We start from the raw sequence: 17,320 nt of genomic DNA on the forward strand, positions 1-17,320 counted from the left end.
CGTGCCCGACGGGACGAACGACTCGTTCGTGGCGTCCACGCGCACGAACGGGTCGTTCGTCCCGCGGGCCGACGCGTCCGCCGACCAGCTCGCCGTCTCGATCATCGTCCCGGTCCGCGACGAGGAGACCCGGATCGCCGCGACGCTGCGCTCGCTGCGCGCGGCGTTCGGCGACTGCGAGCTGATCGTCGTGGACGGCGGCAGCCGCGACGCCACCGTCGCCCGCGCCGCGCCCCACGCCACGGTGCTGCACGCCGACGGGGGCCGCGGCCCGCAGCTCAACGCGGGCGCGGCGGCCGCCCACGGCGAGGTCCTCTGGTTCGTCCACGCCGACGCCCGGCCCGACCCGGGCGCGCTGCCCGCTCTGCGCGCGGCGCTCGCCGACCCGCGGGTGGTCGGCGGGGGCTGCCGGCTCCGGTTCGACCGCACCGGCCCGGTCCTGCGGTGGCTGGTGTGGACCTCGAACCTGCGGGCGCGGCACCTGCACTGGATCTTCGGGGACCAGGCGGTGTTCGTGCGGCGGAGCGCGTTCGACGACGTCGGTGGGTTCCCCGCGATCCCGATCATGGAGGACCTGGAGATGTCGCGGCGCCTCGCCCGCCGGGGTCGGCTCGTGGTGCTGCCGACGCCGTGCACGGCCTCGGCCCGCCGGCTCGTCGAGCGGGGACCGGCCCGGATGCTCGTGCTCATGCAGCTCTACAAACTGCAGTACTTCCTCGGCGTCGACCCGAGCGTCATCCGCCGCCGCTACGAGACGAGCCGCCGGTGACCCACGACCTCCTCGTCCTCGGCGCCGGCGCCGGCGGGCTCTCCGCCGCCCGCGCCGGGGTCCGCGCGGGCCTGGTGACGGCGCTGGTCACCGACGGCCCGATCGGCGGCGACTGCACGTTCACCGGCTGCGTGCCGTCGAAGACGCTGCTCGCCGCGGCGGCCGCGGGCGCGACGGCGAAGGACGCGCTGGTCCGGGTCCGTGCCACCGTCACCCGGGTGGCCGCCACCGAGACGCCGGACGTGCTGCGCGGCGAGGGCGTCGACGTCGTCGCCGGCCGGGCCCGGTTCACCGGGCCGCGCTCGGTGGTCACCGACGACGGCCGGGCCCTGGCGGCACCCCGGATCGTCCTGGCGACCGGCAGCTCACCGCAGGTGCCGGACGGACTCGCGGACGTCGACCCGCTGACCACCGACACCGTGTTCGACCTCGACGACGCCCCGGGCTCGCTCGCCGTGCTCGGTGCCGGGCCGGCCGGGTGCGAGCTCGCGCAGGCCTTCGCCCGCCTCGGGACCGCCGTCACGCTCCTCGACCGCGCCGAGCGGGTGCTGCCCGGCCTGGACGCCGAGGCGGGCGAGGTGGTGGCCGACGCGCTGCGCCGCGACGGCGTGGACCTGCGCCTCGGCACCGCCGCGTCCCGGGTCGAGGCCCTGCCCGGCGGACGCGTCCGGGTCGACCCGGCCGGTGTCGACGCCGACCGCCTCCTCGTCGTCACCGGGCGCCGCCCGGCCACGGCCGGCCTGGACCTGCACCGGGCCGGCGTCGGGGTCGGCGCCGGCGGTGCCGTCACCGTCGACCACCACCTCGTCACGACGACGCCGGGCGTGGCCGCCGTCGGCGACGTCACCGCGGTCTGCCCGCACACCCACGCCGCCGACGAGATGGGACGGGTCGCGGTGCGCAACGTCGGGCGGCCCGGCTGGCGACGACGCCGCTTCCGGGTCGACCTGGTGCCCCGCGTGGTGTTCACCGACCCGGAGGTGGCGACGATCGGGCTGACCGAGGACCGGGCGGGACCGGACGCGTGGGTCGCGGAGATCCCGATGACCGCCGTCGACCGGGCCGTGACCGCCGGCCGGGAGGACGGGTTCGTGAAGCTCGTCGCCGGCCCCCTGCCCGGTACCGGACGGCTCACCCGGGACGGGCTGGCCCGGGTCGGCGGCGGCCGGCTGCTCGGCGCGACGATCGTCGCCGAGCGGGCGGGGGAGATGATCGCGGAGGTGGCCCTCGCGATGCGGCTCGGCGCGCTCACCGGGCGCCTCGCCCAGACCGTGCATGCCTACCCGACGTGGTCGCTGGCCGTGCGCCAGGCCGCGGCGGCCCTGGCGACCGGGAGCGGCGCCGGGGTGACCGTGCGGCGGGCGGTCCGGCGGGCCGGACGATGAGCCTGCGCGACTGGTGGCGCCGCACCCGCCCCGCCGACCCGGAGTTCGTCGCCGCCCTGGCCCGGCGCTGGGCGGAGCTCCCCGAGGTCGTCCGCACCCCCGCGCAGGTCATCGGCCGGCATGCCGTCGGCTGCGAGGGCACCCACGGCGTCTTCCCGCGCTGCAACCTCTCCTGCGCGCCCTGCTACCACTCCCGCGACGCCAACCGGGTCCGCGTCGACGGCGGCCACACCGTCCGCGAGGTCGACGCCCAGATGGCGCTGCTGCGCGAGCGCCGCGGGCCGGTGGCGCACGCCCAGCTGATCGGCGGCGAGGTGACCCTGCTCGACCCCGACGACCACGCCGCCGCCCTGCTGGCCATGCGCGCCCACGGGCGCGAGCCGATGAGCATGACCCACGGCGACATGGACGACGACTACCTCGAGCGCCTCGCGCTCGGGCCGGACGGCCGGCGCCGGCTGCACCGGATCTCGTTCGCCGGGCACTTCGACTCGTTGATGACCGGGCGCCGCGGGATCCCGCGACCCCCCGACGAGGCGTCGCTGAACCCCTACCGGCGGGCGTTCGTCGCGCGGTTCGCGCGGCTGCGCCGCGAGCACGGCGTCCGGTACTTCGTGGCGCACACGATGACGGTGTCCCCGACCAACCTCGGCGAGGTCGCGCAGGTGGCCCACGACGCCGGGCGGATGGGCTTCGGGATGCTCGCGTTCCAGCCCGCGGCGTTCGTCGGCGACCACCGCCGCTGGCACGAGCCCTACCGCGCGATGACCGACGACGACGTCTGGGCCGAGATCGGGCGCGGGATCGGCGCCCGGCTCGACCACACGGTCGTCCAGCACGGCGACCTGCGGTGCAACCGCGCGGCCTACGGCTTCTGGGTCGGCGAGCGCTGGCACCCGGTCGCCGACGGCGACGATCCCCGCGACGTCGCCGCCCGCGACGCCTTCCTGGGCTGGTTCGGGCCGGTGAACTTCACCGGATCACCGGCGCCGGTCCTCGTCGCGAAGATCGCGCGGGTGGTGGCGCGGCACCCCCGCGCGGTACCGATCACCCTCGGCTGGGCCCGACGACGGGTGCGGGCGGCGGGACTGCGCGCCGTCCTGCGGCGCGGGGTCCGACCCATGTCGGTGGTCATGCACTCGTTCATGGACGCCGCCGACGTCGCCCCGGCGTGGGCGGCGACGCAGCGCGGCGAGGTCGCCGACGACGCGGCGGTCCGCGCCACCCAGGAGCGGCTGGCGGCGTGCCACTACACCATGGCGCACCCCGCCACCGGGGAGCTCGTGCCGGCCTGCGTCCAGCACGCGGTGCTCGACCCCGGCGAGAACGCCGCGCTCCGCCGGCTGCTGCCGATCGCGGAGGTCCGACGCTGATGCCCCGGCTCGTCACCGCGCCCGTCGACCTGACCGGGCTGGTGCTCCCCGACGCCCGCGGCGGCACGCCGCTCGACCTCGGGGCGCTGCGCGGGCCGGCCGTCGTCGTCGCGATCCGCCACCGGTACTGACTGCCCTGCCAGCGCCACCTGGTCCAGGTGGCCTCGGAGGCGGGCGACGCCGTGCCCGTGGTCGCGGTGGGGTTCGACCCCGCCGACGCCCTCGGGGCGCTCGCCGACCACCTGGGCTGGGCGTCGCCGTTCCTGGCCGACGACGGGCGCCGCCTGTACGCCCGGCTCGGGATGCGGCGCGCGCCGTGGTGGCGGGTGTGGTCGCCCCGCACCCTCGCGTTCTACGCCCGCGCGGTCCGCGGCGAGCCGGCTCCCCACCCCGGCGGGCCGGCCCCGCTCGACGTCATGCAGATGGGCGGCGACGCGGTGGTGGTCGACGGCGTGGCCGTGCGGACCTGGCTGCCGCGGACGCCGGTCGACCGGGTGGCCCCGGCGGTCGTCGTGGGGGTCGCGCGCTCTCAGACGGAGAGCACGTAGAGCATCGCGAGGGCGAGCACGGCGAGGGCGATCGGGACGACGGCGTCGGAGCGGCCCGGCCGTGCGTCCGGCTCGGCCGGCACCGTGCGGCCACCCGGGTCGACCAGCGTCCGCGACGCGCGCTGCGGCGCGCCGCGCAGGGCGCGGACGGCCACGGTCACCCGCAGCCCGACCTGCACCGCGAGGTAGCAGGCGAACAGCACGCAGACGACCACCGGCCGGACGGCGGCCGGGATCTGGACGTAGGCGAGCGTGACCACGTCGGCCAGCGCGACCAGCCAGGCCGCCGCCCCCCGGTGCCGCACCGCGGCGACGGCCACCGCGACGACGCCGACGAGCGCGACGACGAACACCAGCAGACCCGCCGCGGAGAACCCGGGGGTGTCCAGCGGGTTGGCCGCGTACATGAGGACCATGCCCGCGGCCACGACGACGTAGACCGCGTGCCACCGGCGCGCCGGCCCGCTCGTGCGGGCGGTCTCCCGCCCGAGCACGGCGAGCACCCCGAGGAGCAGGACCACCCCGACCACCCGGGCCCAGACGGGCAGCAGCTCGGCCACCGTGGGGTACATGCAGACGCCCTCCCTGCTCCCGTACACCGGGACCTTCGAGACCTAGCAGACCGGACAGTCGTCGGACTCCCCGCACCGGGACCCGCGCGGCCCGGCCGACGCACCGCCGTGACCGCGACTCACGGCAGGAGGGCCCGGAAGCGCTGCATCCGTTTCCGGCCGGGGTTGAGGCTGGTGTACGACGGCATCCGCATCACCGAGATCCGGCGTGTGGCGACCCCGCCGGGCCGGCCGGTCCGCGTCACCACCTCGGTGATCTCGCCGGCCGTCGAGCCGTCGAACGTCCGGGCCTGCGGGTGCGGGTGGCAGAAGTAGATCCGGTAGGTGCGGCCGTCGAGCGTGAGGTCGCAGACCGGCAGGTCGATCCGGTCGGGCCAGGAGCACCCGGCCCGGCCGAGGTCGCCGGAGCAGACCACGGCGTCGCGGCCGGCGAGGACGAACTCCGGGCCGCGCACCAGGACCAGGCAGGGCTCGAAGGAGCGGGCGTCGAGGACGACCCGGCGGACCTTCGGGTCCCACCACACCGGCGACTCGAAGTCGTAGTCCTTTTCGACCTCCACGGAGGGGATTGCACACCATCGCGGAGAGCCGTTGGGGGTACCGATCACCCCCGTCCGGGAGACGAGATCGACCGGACCAGCGGTGACGCTGCGGAGGAGGAGTGCGACCATCCGTGGTCGTACGGCCACACGGGGTCTTCACGGAGACGACCGGGTCCTCGCGGGACCACGGGCCGGGAGGTGACACGGGCATGGACGACGGGCCGACGACGGCCGGTGTGCCGCGGGCCGGCGCGCCGTCGGTCGTCCTCGTCGACGACCACGAGCTCGTGCTCGACGGACTTCGGCGTGCTCTGGAGCGCGACGGGTGGACCGTCTCGGGCGCCTTCACCGACCCCGAACACGCGCTGCGGCACCTGGCGGGCACCGAGGTCGACGTCGTCGTGGTCGACCTGCGGCTGGGGCGGAGCTCCGGGCTGACAGTCGTCGAGGCCGTGCGCACCCTCGGCGTGTCGGCGTCGGTCGCGGTCCTGACCAGCTACGCGGACTCCTCCGCGGCGTCCGAGGCGCTCCGGGCGGGCGCCCGGGGCTTCCTGCTCAAGGACACCGGCTCGACCGAGCTCGTCGCACGGCTGCGGGCGGTCGCCGCCGGGGACGTGGTGGTGGACGGCCGGGTGGCGCAGGCCCTGGGCCCGCCCGGGGAGCCGGTGCTCACCGCCCAGGAGGTCGCGATCGTGGGCGCCGTCGCCCGGGGCCTGACGAACCGCCAGATCGGCGCCGAGCTCTACCTCAGCCACTTCACGGTGAAGGAGTACCTGGCCCGGGTCATGCGCAAGCTCGGCACGCGGCGCCGCGCCGAGACCGTCGTCCGGGCGGTCGAGCTGGGCCTGCTCCGGGACTACGGGAGCCCGTCCACGCGGGAGATGTCGTAACGCGCGGCGTGCCAGTCCGTTGTGCACAACGGGTGAGCTGGGACACACGCCGCCACCAGGGTCGGGAGGCAGCGATGGAGACCGGGGCAGCAGGGGTGACGCCGCAGGCGCTGCGCGCCGCCCTCGAGGTCCTCGCGACCGACGCGCCCACCGAGGACGACCCCCGTCCGACGGCACCCCCGACCCGGACACCGCAGGCCCGGATGCGGCGGCTCGCCGGGGACCTGCACGACGGCGCGATCCAGGCGCTCATCGTGGCGGGCTACGACCTGGTGGAGCTGGTCGAGACCACCGACCTGTCGCCCGCCGCCCGCGAGCTGGCGGAGCGGGTCGGCGCGCGCATCGACGAGGCGTACGACCAGATGCGCCACGTCCTCACCGACCTGAGCCGTGCCGACGATCCGGGTGACCCGGAGCTCCCCCTCGTCGACGCCCTGCGGGCGTGCTGCGCCGGCGGGCGCCTCGTCCCGGAGCCGACGCGGTTGGTGACCGTCGGGACGGGGCCGGAACCGGTGGGGTCCGCGCGGGACGTGGTCGTCCGCGCGGTGCGCGAGGGGCTGGCGAACGCCCGCAAGCACGCCGTGGCGACCCGGGCCCTCGTCACCGTCCGCCGGGGCCGACGGTGGTGGACGGTCGAGGTCGACGACGACGGGACCGGCGACGAGCACACCCTGCGGGGCGCCATGACCGACCCGTCCGCGGAGGAGCCCGGCGCGGCCTACGGGCTGCGCAGCCTCGCGCTCGAGGCCGCCGCGGCGGGCGGCCGGATCTGGATCACCACGGCCCCCGGACTGGGCGGCATCCGGCTCAGCGTCTCGGTCCCGGCGGGGCGGGACTGACGAGGAGGAACGGACGTGCACCACGCGGCGGTGCTGGCGGCACTCGTCTCCGACCCCGGCGCCCCCTGCTGGGCGCGCTCCGCGGTCGGCATCGCGGTCGCCGCGATCTGCTGGTTCGGTTTCCTCGGCGCCCGGGCCTCCTACCGCCACCACCGTGACGGCCGCGTCGGCGCCGCCCGCCTGGCGGGCGCCGGGGTCGCGGTGGGCGTCCTCGGAGGACTCGCCCTGCTCTGGATCGGGTTCTCGCTGACCTTCCCCACCTGAGCCGTCCTCCGACGCTACCCCCAGGTGGGGGGTCGGGTACCCCCAGGTGCCGCGTGCCTGCTCCGCCGATCACGGACAGGGTCGGCGCATGTGCGCAGCGTCGTTACCCCGCGGGCGAGCGACCCAGCGCTGTCCTGCCCCCAACGGACGTCGCATCTCCTCCCAGGGGCGGATTACCGCCGTTCTCCCCGGAACAAGCATGAGCAGTCCGATGCCGTGTGACCGTGCCTCCACCCGCCTGCTGACCCGTCGCGCGCGACGGGCCGCCGACCGGATCCGCGGGGCGGCCGACACGGTGCTCCTCGGTCGACGGGGGTCGACCGACACCCCCTCGGAGGGTGGGGATTCCTACCCCCTTCGACAGGGAGCACGTGACGGCGCCGTGACGTCCACGTTGACCGCACCAGTGATCCGCACAACGTCTGCGTGGGTCTCGCGAAGGGAGGAAGCCCGGTGAGCACCGACACCAGCCGGCTGGACAGCGGCTCGGCGCCCGGGTCCGCGGGGGCGATCCCCGACACCCGGGAGCGCAGCAGGACGCTGACGCCGCCGCGGTGGCTCGGCAAGGCCGGGGAGCCGCTCGTCACCGTCGGCGAGATCTTCCGGCTGGGCGTCCGCGTCTTCGCGATGGCGATCCGCCAGCCGTACGGCTACTGGGCGGACACCCGGGACCAGTGCTACAGCGCCCTCAAGCTCTGCTGGTTCCCGATGGCCGTGGCGACCTTCGCGTTCGGGTTCGGCGCGCCGGGCCTGTCCGGCGGCGCGATCTTCCACATCTTCGGCATCCCCTCCCGGCTGGGCTCCTTCTTCGTGTTCGCGAGCATCCGGGAGTTCGCACCGTTCATCGACGGGATGGTGGTCGCCGGCGTGGTCGGGACCGCCGTCACGGCGGACCTCGGCGCGCGGAAGATCCGTGAGGAGCTCGACGCCATGGAGGTCCTCGGCGTCGACCCGATCCGCGCGTTGTTGATCCCGCGGGTCCTCGCGATCACGTTCATGACCACGATCTTCGACATCATGGCCCTGATCATGGGTCTGGTCAGCGGCTATCTCGCCGCCGGCCCGGTGTTCGGGGCCGATCTGCCCGCGTACGTCGCGAGCATGACCGACCTGCTCAACCTGCCCGACGTCGTCGCCAGCCTCGGCAAGGCCGCGTGCTTCGGACTCGTCATCGGCGTCGTGAGCTCCTACATGGGACTCAACGTCAAGGGCGGTTCCATCGGCGTGGGCCGCGCGGTGAACCAGTCGGTGGTGATCGCGTTCGCCGGCGTGTGGATCGTGAACTTCGTCTTCACGAGCCTGCTGCTCGGCCTCAGCCCGTCGCTCTACGTCTTCAAGTAAGGGGGGCGCATGTCCGTCGACGACGACACCAGGCAGACCGACCCGAAGACGCCGGCGAAGGCGCCGGAGCCGGCGCCGATCTACATCAGCTTCTCCACCATGGGGGGCAGGCTCCGGTCCGGGCTCCACACGGCCGGCGAGATCGGCGTGTTCGTGCAGGGCACGATCCGGGACTTCCCGGACATGCTCCGGCGCTACGTCCCCGAGATGTTCCGCCAGCTCGGACTCCTCATCATCGGCAGCGCCCTGGTGCTGTGGATGATGATGTTCATCATGGGCCTGGAGTGCGGGCTCGAGGCCGGCTACGTGCTCAAGCAGATCGGTGCGCCGCTGTACTCCGGCGTCTTCAACGCCTACTGCGGGCTGCGCGAGTGCTCGGTCTACATGTGGGGCTGGATCCTGGCGGCGAAGGTCGGGTGCGGCTACGTCGCCGAGATCGGCTCGATGCGGATCTCCGACGAGATCGACGCCATGGAGGTCATGGGCGTCAAGTCGAAGAGCTACCTCGTCGGCACGCGCATCATGTCGGCCCTGATCGCGTTCCCGTTCCTGTGGGCCACCGGGTTGGGGATGCTCTACCTCGGCCAGTACCTCATGACGGTCGTGAACATCGGCGAGGTCTCACCCGGCGGCTACTTCTACATCTTCTGGCTCTACCAGAGCCCGTACGATCTCGTCGCCTCACTCATCAAGGTGATGGTGGAATCGCTCGCGATCTGCGGTGTGGGGTTGTACTACGGCTACCACGCCGGTGGTGGACCAGTAGGAGTGGGTCAGGCGACCGCCAAATCGATGATCCTCAACATGGTGCTCATCTCCGTCATCGGCGCCCTCGGCACACTGTTCTTCTGGGGCATCGACGTGAACGCGCCCATTTCCAACTGACCCGGTCCCGGTACCGGCGAGGAAAGGCTGAACTCGGCTCCGGCGCTCTTTCGCGGAGTGGGCCGGAGTCGAGTTCTCGCATGCCCTGAACACATTCGTGGCTCCCCGAATTCTCCCGTAACCCACGCCGTCCCTCGTCGTTTGTCGGATCAAAGGCGCCCCGGAGGTCAATCGTGTCGGAAACCGAGCCCATCGCCATGGGGGATGCCCAGGCCCAGCAGTCGGCGGCCGGCGGGCAGAACAGCGGGACCAGCGGCAGCGGGATCAGCACCGCGACGAAGCTGCAGGTCCACAACCTGTCGAAGTCGTTCGGCTCGTCGCAGGTCATGAAGAACATCAACTTCGACTTCGCCGACAATGCGATCACGACGGTCCTCGGGCCCTCCGGTACCGGCAAGAGCGTGCTGATCAAGCACCTCGTGGGCCTCCTCGAGCCGGACACCGGCGAGGTCCTGGTGGACGGCGACGACATCTGGGCGATGACCGAGGACGAGCGCTACTCGATGCGCACGCGGTTCGGGGTGTGCTGGCAGGACGGCGCCCTGTTCGGCTCCATGAACCTGTACGACAACACCGCGTTCCCGCTCCGCACCCACACGAAGATGTCCGAGAAGGAGATCGAGGAGAAGGTGATGCGCCTGCTCGAGGAAGTCGGTCTCGGGCACTCCGCGCACAAGGCCCCGAACGAGATCTCCGGCGGCATGAAGAAGCGCGCCGGCTTCGCCCGGGCCATGGTCATGGACCCCGAGTTCGTCATCTTCGACGAGCCGGACTCCGGTCTCGACCCCGTCCGCACCAGCCTGCTCTGCGACATCATCCTCGACGTCCACCAGAAGCACGGTGGGACGTACCTGCTGGTCACGCACGACATGGCCACCGCCCGCAAGGTCAGCGACTACATCGGGCTGATCTGGCAGGGCGAGGTCGTGCACTACGGGCCGGCCAAGGAAGCGTTCGAGAACGAAGACCCGTTCGTCAAGCAGTTCCTCGCCGGAGAGTCGGCCGGACCCCTCGGAATGGACTAGCCACCATGCGCTTCACACCGGCCCGCGTGCTCGCGGGGGTGATCATCCTCTTGCTCGTCGTCGGCGGCATCGTCCTCGTCACGACGCCCGCCGAGTACAAGGCGACGGCTTTCCTCCCGGCCGGTAACCCGAACATCATCGAGGGCGCCCCCGTCCTGATCAACGGTTTCCCGAAGGGCAAGGTCGACAAACTCGTCCCCGAGGGGCAGGGCGCGGAGATCACGATCGCGGCCGACAGCGACGTCGCCCCCTTCCACGCCGGTGCTGTCGTCTTCGTGCAGTGGAGTGCCGCGGTCGGTGAGCGCCTCATCCAGGTCAATGACGGCCCGCCGTCGAACCCGACGATCCCGGACGGCGGTCGTATCGAGGGCGACATGCCCAAGCCGATGGAGCTCTCCGACGTGCTCGCTGCGCTCGACCCGGCCACCCGCAGCCGGCTCAGACCCGTGATCCAGCAGCTGCGGACGACGCTCGCGGGCCACGAGCAGGACCTCAACAGCACGCTCGCGACCGCCGGGCCCGCGTTCACCGCGATCGGCAACGTGTTCCGCGGGGTCGCCATCGACGAGCCGGCGATCAACCAGCTGGTGACCGACACGAACGAGCTGGTGACCCGGGCGGGCGCCCACGACCAGGACATCTCCGGGATCGTCAACGACCTCTCGGTGAGCACCAAGGACACGGCCCAGCAGCGCGAGGCGCTGCGCCAGGTCCTGCAGAAGCTCCCCCCGACGCTGGACCAGGCGCAGTCGACCCTGGGCAAGGTGCCGGGCGCGACCGACGCGGCGGTGCCGCTGCTGCAGGACGCCAAGACCACCACCGACAAGCTCCCCTCGGTGGCCGGCCACCTCGCCCCGGTGCTCAAGGACCTCCGCCCGACCATCGCCCAGCTCAAGCCCACCCTCGAGGCAGCCTCGCAGCTGCTCGACTACACGCCGGGGCTGCTCGACGCCGGCGACACGACGCTGCCGAAGGTCGGGGACACGTTCGGCAAGCTCTCCCCGACCCTGCACGACCTCCAGCCGTTCACCCCGTGCGTCGTCGGGTTCCTGTCCACCTGGGGCTCCGCGACCGCCTATCACGACAACAACGGTGGCTACGGCCGCGTCCCGGTCCGCGAGGGGCCGGAGAGCGTCGACGACACCCCCGCCACGCCGCCGCTCTTCGCGACCCCGGTCCCGCGCGACTGCACCGCGGTCGCCCAGGGCGTCCAGGGCGGCGGAGGTGGCGCCGCCAGCCCGGCGGCGGCCGGGATCGGAGGACTGAACTGATGACGCTGTCCTCCCGGACCACCTCCGGTCCGAACCCGTTCCGGTCGCTGGGGAAGGTCCACATCGTCCTCCTCGCGCTGGTGGCGCTGCTGGGAGCCACGGCGGCGACGACGGCCGTCACCGCGCGGCCGACCGACGGCCAGCTGGTGGTCGCCGAGTTCGCGAACATCGGCGCGATGACCAGCCAGGCGCAGGTCAAGATCGGCGGCGTCGTCGTGGGCACCACCGGCACCCCGACGGTCGATCCGGACCGCAAGGTCGCGCTGGTGCCGATGAACCTGGAGCAGAAGGCGCTGCCGCTGCACGTCGACGCCACGGCGACGATCCGCCAGCTCTCCCTCATCGGCGAGAAGTTCGTCGACCTGAACCCCGGGACGCCGTCGGCCCCGATCCTGCAGCCGGGCCAGGGGCTGCCGGAGAAGCAGACCAGCTTCGCCGAGGACTACCAGAACATCGTCCAGGCCCTGAACGACCCGACGGCGGCCGGACTGTCCTCGGTCCTGCGCACGCTGGGCGGCGGGGTCGCGAACCGCGGCCAGAACGTCCAGGACATCATCCGCGAGCTCAAGCCGGCCTTCGGGGACACCTCGGCGCTGGCCTCGTCGCTGAGCCGGCAGAACCAGCTGCTCGGCCAGGTCATCGACCAGGTCCAGCCGGTGACCAACGGGCTCGCGGCCGACCAGGGCAAGACCCTCGACAGCACCGTCGGGTCCGCCACCAACCTGCTCGCCACCACCGCGGCCAACGAGCAGCAACTGCGCGACACGCTCCAGGAGCTCCCCTCCACGCTGGCCGCCGCGCAGAAGACGCTCGACGACCTGACCCACACGGCGGGGGCGACCCAGCAGACCCTCGCCGATCTCCGTCCGACGTCGGACAACCTCGCGGCGATCGCCGGGGAGATCAGCACCTTCACCGACTCCGCCCAGCCGGCCCTGGAGGCGGCGAACCCGCTGCTGGACAAGGCCAACGCCCTGCTCGACCAGGCGCGGCCGCTGGCCGCGGAGCTGAGGACGACCGGCGGGCCGCTCTACGACACGGTCCACGGCGCGCGACCGGTCGTGGACTCGCTGACCCGGAACCTCGGCGGGCCGTACGGCTCCGGGCCCGACCCGATCTGCGGCGGTTCGGTCGCGAACGCGTGCAACGACCCCCGCATCCAGGGCGTCCTCGGCTTCCTCCACAACTGGGCGCTGACCACCAACGGTGGCGACGCCCTCAGCCACTACTTCCGGGTCTTCTTCGTCGCCGACACCCAGAACGCGACCGGCGGCGTCGCGACCTCGCTGATCCCGGGAGCGAACAACACCCTGCTCAAGGGCCAGCCCGCGCCGGGCGGCAGCGCCACGGGACTCACCCCCACGCAGGAGCAGAGCGCGCTGGGCACCCTCATGGGAGGACGCTGATGGCCGGCAAGAAGAAGCGGTCGACGCGCTTCACCTCGGGCGTCCTCGGCCTCGTGGTCGTCGTGGCGTCCGCGGTGCTCGCCGTGTTCGCGCTGAACTCCGCGAAGGGCCTGCCCGGTGAGGCCCACACCTACGTCGAGGCGCAGTTCACCAACACCGGCGACCTCCACGTCGACGACGATCTCCGCGAGGCCGACGTCCGCGTCGGCCGGGTGGACAGCATCGACTACCAGGGCAACGGCGTCGGGACCGTGCGGCTGCAGTTCGACGACGACAAGCCGGTCTACAAGAACGCCACCGTCCAGGTCGTCTCGCGGTCCGGGCTGGGCCAGAAGTACGTCAACATCTCCCGCGGCGACCCCGCGGCGGGCGTGCTGCCGTCCGACGGGGTGATCCCGGCCAGCCAGACGCAGCCCGCCGTCGAGATCCTCGACCTGGCGAGCATCTTCGACCCCAAGACGACCACGGCGGCCCAGGGCGCCCTCGGCCAGCTGGGGGCCGGCATGGAGGGCCACGCCAAGGACCTGTCCGACGCGGTCGACGCGGTCCCCAGCAACCTGCCGAGGCTGGCCACGGTGGCGCGGGCGTTGAACAACAACAACGGCCGGGACATCCAGACGGTCCTGACCTCGCTGCGCGACCTGAGCTCCTCGTTCCAGGGCCGCCAGCAGCAGATCACCGACCTCAACCGCCAGCTGTCCACGACCTTCGACGCGGTCAACGTCAACGGCGGCAGGTCGCTCGCCGACCTGCTCAAGGTGGCCCCGGGCGCCTTCGCCGACGTCCGCAAGGCCCTGGTCGACCTCCAGCAGCCGCTCGAGACGACCACCGCGGCGGTCACGAACATCCGGCCCGGCGTCGACGACCTCGCCGCGGCCACCCCGGACGTCCGAGGGGTGCTCCGGGAGGCACCGAAGCCGCTGGACAAGGTCCCCGGCGTCTCCGACGTCGGTCAGCCGGCCCTCGAGGCGCTCACCCCCGCGCTGCACGACCTGCGCCCGCTGGTGGTCGACATCCGCACGGCGGCCCAGAACGCCCGGCTGCCCCTGGCGTGCCTGGCGCCCCTCGACGTCGGCCACGTGTTCACCAACCTGGCGATCCTGGTCCGCCAGGGCGACACGACCGGCAACGCCGCGCGATTCGTGCTCGTCCCGCAGGGCGGGATCGTCGGCGGCGTCCCGACCCAGACCGAGCTCAACCAGTTCACCAACGTGCGGTGTCCGCAGCCGGACTTCGACCACGGCGGCGGTCAGTGGGGCGACCACGGCGGCGACCACGGCGACAAGCCCGGTGACGGCCACGGTGGCGGCAAGCCCGACAACCAGGCCGTCGTCGACCGGGACGGAGGGAACCGATGAAGCTCAGCTCCGTCCTGCCCGGCAAGGACGACGGCGACGGGAACGGCGACGGGAACGGCGACGGGCCGGTCAAGAAGCCGAACGTCCGCCGGGTCAACTACGCGCTCGTCGGCACCGTCGTGGTGGCCGTCCTCACGCTCGGCCTGCTCGCCGGGATCACCAAGTCCGAGTGGCAGCAGTACTACCAGTGGGGCTTCACCACCCGCGACGTCCACACCACCGGCGACTACTTCACCCTCGCGAACTCGAGCAAGGTGAAGGTCGGCGGCGTCGAGGTCGGGCGCGTCGACTCCGTGGAGCGGGAGCCCGACGGCTCCGCGGTCATGCACCTCCGTGTCGAGTCGGACGTGATCGACAAGGTGGGCTCCGCCCCGTCGGCCAACGTCCGCCCGGTCAGCCTGCTCGGCGGTGTCATCTACGTCGAGATCATCCCCGGCGGCGACCGCACCCAGCCGTGGGTCGACGACATCCCGATCCAGCGCACCCAGCTGCCGACCGAGCTCAGCCAGGTCGTCCAGGCGATCCAGCCCGATGCGGTCAAGGGCATCCCGGCCTCCATCAACGGCCTGGACCGGGCCCTGAAGGCCGGCTCCGGCCAGGCCATCCAGGGCCTCGCCAAGGACGCCCCCGGCGTCCTCGGTCCGGGCGCCGGCGTCATCGACTCCCTGACGGGCACCAACCCCGGCAACGATCTGCCGGCGGTGGTCGACGGTCTGCAGCGCACCACCGCGGTGCTGTCCCGTCAGGACGGTCAGATCGAGTCGATCCTGGCGAACCTGCACACCACCACCACGGCGTTCCGGGACTCCAGCAGGAACACCGCGCAGGCCATCCACGACCTGCCCGACGCCCTCGACACCGCGCAGCCGGGCCTGGCCCGGCTGGGTGGCTCGCTGGACAAGCTGAAGGACACCGCCGGGCCGGCGCGGCCCGTCGTGCAGCAGGCCGGGGTGCTCCTCGACCACCTCGACCCGGTGCTGGTCAAGGCCCGCCCGGTGGTGAGCGACCTCCGAGCCGCCCTCGAACAGACCCGGCCCGTGGTGCAGGGCCTCATCCCCGCGAGCCGCGACCTCACGACGGTCTTCCACGGGCTCAACACCCCGCTGGACCGGGTGAACGGACCGATCGTGGACACCCTCGAGTCCGGCTACAGCCCGGACCAGGGCGCGGATGCCGGCCGTCGGCACACCGCGGTCACGGGCCAGCACGCGGACAAGCTGCGCCAGGAGATCGGCCCGATGTTCCGCGGCCTCAACGGAGCCGCGGGCTACAACGACCCCAACGGCTACGGCATCTCGTTCAACGTCGGCGGCGGCTCCGGAAGCATCGGCGGGATCGGCGGCCTCTCGCTGGGCACGCTGTACGGCCTCCTCAACCCGGCGGGTTCGGTGAGCCCGCAGACGGCGCTGGCCGGAGCCCCCGCCGCCGTGGGCGGCCTGCTGCCCCGGGCGGCGACGACCGGAGGGAACCGATGAGCGCCGAGAACCCGGGCCGCATCCGCCGGGCGGTCCACTTCGTCCGCACCGAACCCGGCCTGCTCCGCAACGTCATCGCGGTGGCCGTGGTGGTGGCGCTGGGCCTCGGGATCGGGGGCACGGTGCTGGCCAACCAGCGCTTCACGCCGCCGTGGGAGAGCCAGACCCAGGTCTGGGCGACCTTCGCGGAGGCCGCCTCGGTGGCGCCCGGACTGGGACAGAGCGTCCAGATCAACGGCGTCCAGGTCGGGCAGATCGCCGACGCGAAGATCGACAACAAGGGCCGCGCGCTCGTGCTCATGTCGATCAACCAGAGCACGTACGACCGGCCGATCTACCAGAACGCGACGGTCGTCATGCGGCCCACCACGCCGCTGAACACGATGTACATCGAGCTCGACCCCGGCGGCCCGCCGGCGCCCGAGGTGCCAGCCTACGGGGTCCTCCCGCTGGGCAACAGCCAGTCGCCGGTCGAGATCGACCAGCCGCTCTCCCACCTCGACGAGAACACCCGCGAGGCGACCCGGGCGCTGCTGAGCCAGGCGGACGTGTCGCTCGCCCGGGCCGGCCAGGACCTGCCCGGCGGCGTCAGCGCCGTCGACGACTTCACCCGGCAGATCCAGCCCGTGGTCGCCCAGCTGGACACCCGTCGCGACAAGATCAGGCAGCTGATCACCGCCGTCGGCCAGCTCTCGCAGGCGGTCGGCGGCAACGACGCCCGGCTGACGAACCTGGCCAACTCGCTCCAGACCACCTTGAAGGCGGTCTCGGACCAGAGCGACGCCCTGCGCGACAGCTTCAACCAGTTGCCGGGCGTGACCGACAAGCTCAAGGCGAGCACCGGAGCGGTCCAGGGCCTCTCGGACCAGCTCGACCCGACCCTGGACGACATCAAGGCGGCCAGCGACGACCTGCCTGACGCGCTGGGCAAACTGTCCGACACCGTCGACACCGCGAGCACGACCGTCGACAAGCTGGCCCCTGTCGCGCAGAAGCTCCGGCCGACGGCGGCCGACCTGCGGCCGTTCGTGGACGACGTGAACCGGACGCTGCCCGAGCTCAAGCCGATCGTGCGGGACCTCGACCCGATCACGGGGAACCTGATCCCCTACCTGCCCGACCTGACGGCGTTCGTCTACCAGACCCGGTCGGTCACCGACCTCGGGGACGGCGACGGTCGGAACAGCCTTCGCGCTCTCCTCCAGTTCGGCGCGTGCTCGGTGCCGGTCCCGGGCCAGGTGAACCCGCTCTGCGCCGAGACACCGGTCCCGACCTACCCGGCGCCGCCGAAGCAGGGGCACTGGGGCGACACGTCCTCGTGGGGCGACAAGCCGGCCACGTCGTCCTCCACGAACTCCCACGGCGGATAGGGGCCGA

Annotated in this window: 18 protein-coding genes; 16 read left to right on the top strand and 2 right to left on the bottom strand. The window is 72.9% G+C overall.

Annotation, left to right across the window (positions count from 1 at the left end; genetic code table 11):
- Position 1: 1 nt before the first annotated feature.
- The 5 genes from HH311_RS21000 to HH311_RS21015 are packed head-to-tail and all read left to right on the top strand — an operon-like array spanning position 2 to position 4,075.
- Positions 2 to 769 (top strand): TIGR04283 family arsenosugar biosynthesis glycosyltransferase, encoded by a 768-nt coding sequence (locus HH311_RS21000; RefSeq protein WP_169185623.1) that lies wholly within the window; start codon positions 2 to 4, stop codon positions 767 to 769.
- A complete protein-coding gene (locus tag HH311_RS33465; RefSeq protein WP_169185624.1) occupies positions 766 to 2,154 on the top strand; it encodes an FAD-dependent oxidoreductase in 1,389 nt (462 codons plus the stop codon). The genes HH311_RS21000 and HH311_RS33465 overlap by 4 nt, the downstream gene beginning before the upstream one ends.
- Positions 2,151 to 3,527, top strand: coding sequence for a radical SAM protein (locus HH311_RS21010; protein ID WP_169185625.1), 1,377 nt, complete (start codon positions 2,151 to 2,153; stop codon positions 3,525 to 3,527). Before HH311_RS33465 ends, HH311_RS21010 begins: the two co-directional genes overlap by 4 nt.
- Positions 3,527 to 3,658, top strand: coding sequence for a hypothetical protein (locus HH311_RS32775; protein ID WP_282439677.1), 132 nt, complete (start codon positions 3,527 to 3,529; stop codon positions 3,656 to 3,658). Before HH311_RS21010 ends, HH311_RS32775 begins: the two co-directional genes overlap by 1 nt.
- Before the next feature lie 27 nt (positions 3,659 to 3,685).
- Complete coding sequence (locus HH311_RS21015) at positions 3,686 to 4,075, top strand: AhpC/TSA family protein (RefSeq protein WP_169185626.1); 390 nt, start codon at positions 3,686 to 3,688, stop codon at positions 4,073 to 4,075.
- Here HH311_RS21015 and HH311_RS21020 read toward each other — a convergent pair.
- Entirely contained in the window at positions 4,057 to 4,647 is a 591-nt protein-coding gene (locus HH311_RS21020) for a hypothetical protein (protein ID WP_169185627.1), read from the bottom strand. The genes HH311_RS21015 and HH311_RS21020 overlap by 19 nt on opposite strands.
- Positions 4,648 to 4,766: 119 nt before the next feature.
- Positions 4,767 to 5,207 (bottom strand): hypothetical protein, encoded by a 441-nt coding sequence (locus HH311_RS21025; protein ID WP_169185628.1) that lies wholly within the window; start codon positions 5,205 to 5,207, stop codon positions 4,767 to 4,769.
- A 191-nt stretch (positions 5,208 to 5,398) separates the two neighbouring features.
- On the opposite strand from HH311_RS21025, the gene HH311_RS21030 reads away from it, so the two are divergent.
- From HH311_RS21030 to HH311_RS21080, 11 genes are all read left to right on the top strand, one after another.
- The gene (locus HH311_RS21030; RefSeq protein WP_169185629.1) at positions 5,399 to 6,079 is read left to right on the top strand and encodes a response regulator transcription factor; all 681 of its coding nucleotides are present in this window, start codon (positions 5,399 to 5,401) and stop codon (positions 6,077 to 6,079) included.
- 74 nt (positions 6,080 to 6,153) lie between these two features.
- Positions 6,154 to 6,918 (top strand): sensor histidine kinase, encoded by a 765-nt coding sequence (locus HH311_RS21035; RefSeq protein ID WP_169185630.1) that lies wholly within the window; start codon positions 6,154 to 6,156, stop codon positions 6,916 to 6,918.
- A 15-nt stretch (positions 6,919 to 6,933) separates the two neighbouring features.
- Positions 6,934 to 7,182, top strand: coding sequence for a hypothetical protein (locus tag HH311_RS21040; RefSeq protein ID WP_169185631.1), 249 nt, complete (start codon positions 6,934 to 6,936; stop codon positions 7,180 to 7,182).
- A gap of 453 nt (positions 7,183 to 7,635) precedes the next feature.
- Positions 7,636 to 8,523 carry an ABC transporter permease gene (locus HH311_RS21045; RefSeq protein WP_312030296.1) on the top strand — a complete coding sequence of 296 codons (888 nt, stop codon included), beginning with the start codon at positions 7,636 to 7,638 and terminating at the stop codon, positions 8,521 to 8,523.
- Between the two features lie 9 nt (positions 8,524 to 8,532).
- On the top strand, positions 8,533 to 9,408 hold the full coding sequence (locus HH311_RS21050) for an ABC transporter permease (protein ID WP_248292843.1): 876 nt from the start codon (positions 8,533 to 8,535) through the stop codon (positions 9,406 to 9,408).
- Between the two features lie 173 nt (positions 9,409 to 9,581).
- On the top strand, positions 9,582 to 10,433 hold the full coding sequence (locus HH311_RS21055; RefSeq protein ID WP_312030297.1) for an ATP-binding cassette domain-containing protein: 852 nt from the start codon (positions 9,582 to 9,584) through the stop codon (positions 10,431 to 10,433).
- Positions 10,434 to 10,438: 5 nt separating this feature from the next.
- On the top strand, positions 10,439 to 11,704 hold the full coding sequence (locus tag HH311_RS21060; protein WP_169185632.1) for an MlaD family protein: 1,266 nt from the start codon (positions 10,439 to 10,441) through the stop codon (positions 11,702 to 11,704).
- Positions 11,704 to 13,110, top strand: coding sequence for an MlaD family protein (locus tag HH311_RS21065; RefSeq protein WP_169185633.1), 1,407 nt, complete (start codon positions 11,704 to 11,706; stop codon positions 13,108 to 13,110). Before HH311_RS21060 ends, HH311_RS21065 begins: the two co-directional genes overlap by 1 nt.
- Positions 13,110 to 14,468 carry an MlaD family protein gene (locus HH311_RS21070; protein ID WP_169185634.1) on the top strand — a complete coding sequence of 453 codons (1,359 nt, stop codon included), beginning with the start codon at positions 13,110 to 13,112 and terminating at the stop codon, positions 14,466 to 14,468. Before HH311_RS21065 ends, HH311_RS21070 begins: the two co-directional genes overlap by 1 nt.
- The gene (locus HH311_RS21075) at positions 14,465 to 15,943 is read left to right on the top strand and encodes an MlaD family protein (RefSeq protein WP_169185635.1); all 1,479 of its coding nucleotides are present in this window, start codon (positions 14,465 to 14,467) and stop codon (positions 15,941 to 15,943) included. Before HH311_RS21070 ends, HH311_RS21075 begins: the two co-directional genes overlap by 4 nt.
- Entirely contained in the window at positions 15,940 to 17,313 is a 1,374-nt protein-coding gene (locus HH311_RS21080) for an MlaD family protein (protein ID WP_169185636.1), read from the top strand. Before HH311_RS21075 ends, HH311_RS21080 begins: the two co-directional genes overlap by 4 nt.
- Positions 17,314 to 17,320 lie beyond the last annotated feature (7 nt).

The organism is Actinomycetospora sp. TBRC 11914 (assembly GCF_012933465.1).
Classification (GTDB): Bacteria; Actinomycetota; Actinomycetes; order Mycobacteriales; family Pseudonocardiaceae; genus Actinomycetospora.

Excerpts from the sequence above, each read along its gene's own strand:
- HH311_RS21080 (WP_169185636.1), top strand. The coding sequence starts at position 15,940 with ATGAGCGCCGAGAACCCGGGCCGCATCCGCCGGGCGGTCCACTTCGTC.
- HH311_RS21020 (WP_169185627.1), bottom strand. The coding sequence starts at position 4,647 with ATGTACCCCACGGTGGCCGAGCTGCTGCCCGTCTGGGCCCGGGTGGTC.
- HH311_RS21030 (WP_169185629.1), top strand. The coding sequence starts at position 5,399 with ATGGACGACGGGCCGACGACGGCCGGTGTGCCGCGGGCCGGCGCGCCG.
- HH311_RS21035 (WP_169185630.1), top strand. The coding sequence starts at position 6,154 with ATGGAGACCGGGGCAGCAGGGGTGACGCCGCAGGCGCTGCGCGCCGCC.
- HH311_RS21075 (WP_169185635.1), top strand. The coding sequence starts at position 14,465 with ATGAAGCTCAGCTCCGTCCTGCCCGGCAAGGACGACGGCGACGGGAAC.
- HH311_RS21065 (WP_169185633.1), top strand. The coding sequence starts at position 11,704 with ATGACGCTGTCCTCCCGGACCACCTCCGGTCCGAACCCGTTCCGGTCG.
- HH311_RS32775 (WP_282439677.1), top strand. The coding sequence starts at position 3,527 with ATGCCCCGGCTCGTCACCGCGCCCGTCGACCTGACCGGGCTGGTGCTC.
- HH311_RS21050 (WP_248292843.1), top strand. The coding sequence starts at position 8,533 with ATGTCCGTCGACGACGACACCAGGCAGACCGACCCGAAGACGCCGGCG.
- HH311_RS21010 (WP_169185625.1), top strand. The coding sequence starts at position 2,151 with ATGAGCCTGCGCGACTGGTGGCGCCGCACCCGCCCCGCCGACCCGGAG.
- HH311_RS21070 (WP_169185634.1), top strand. The coding sequence starts at position 13,110 with ATGGCCGGCAAGAAGAAGCGGTCGACGCGCTTCACCTCGGGCGTCCTC.
- HH311_RS21060 (WP_169185632.1), top strand. The coding sequence starts at position 10,439 with ATGCGCTTCACACCGGCCCGCGTGCTCGCGGGGGTGATCATCCTCTTG.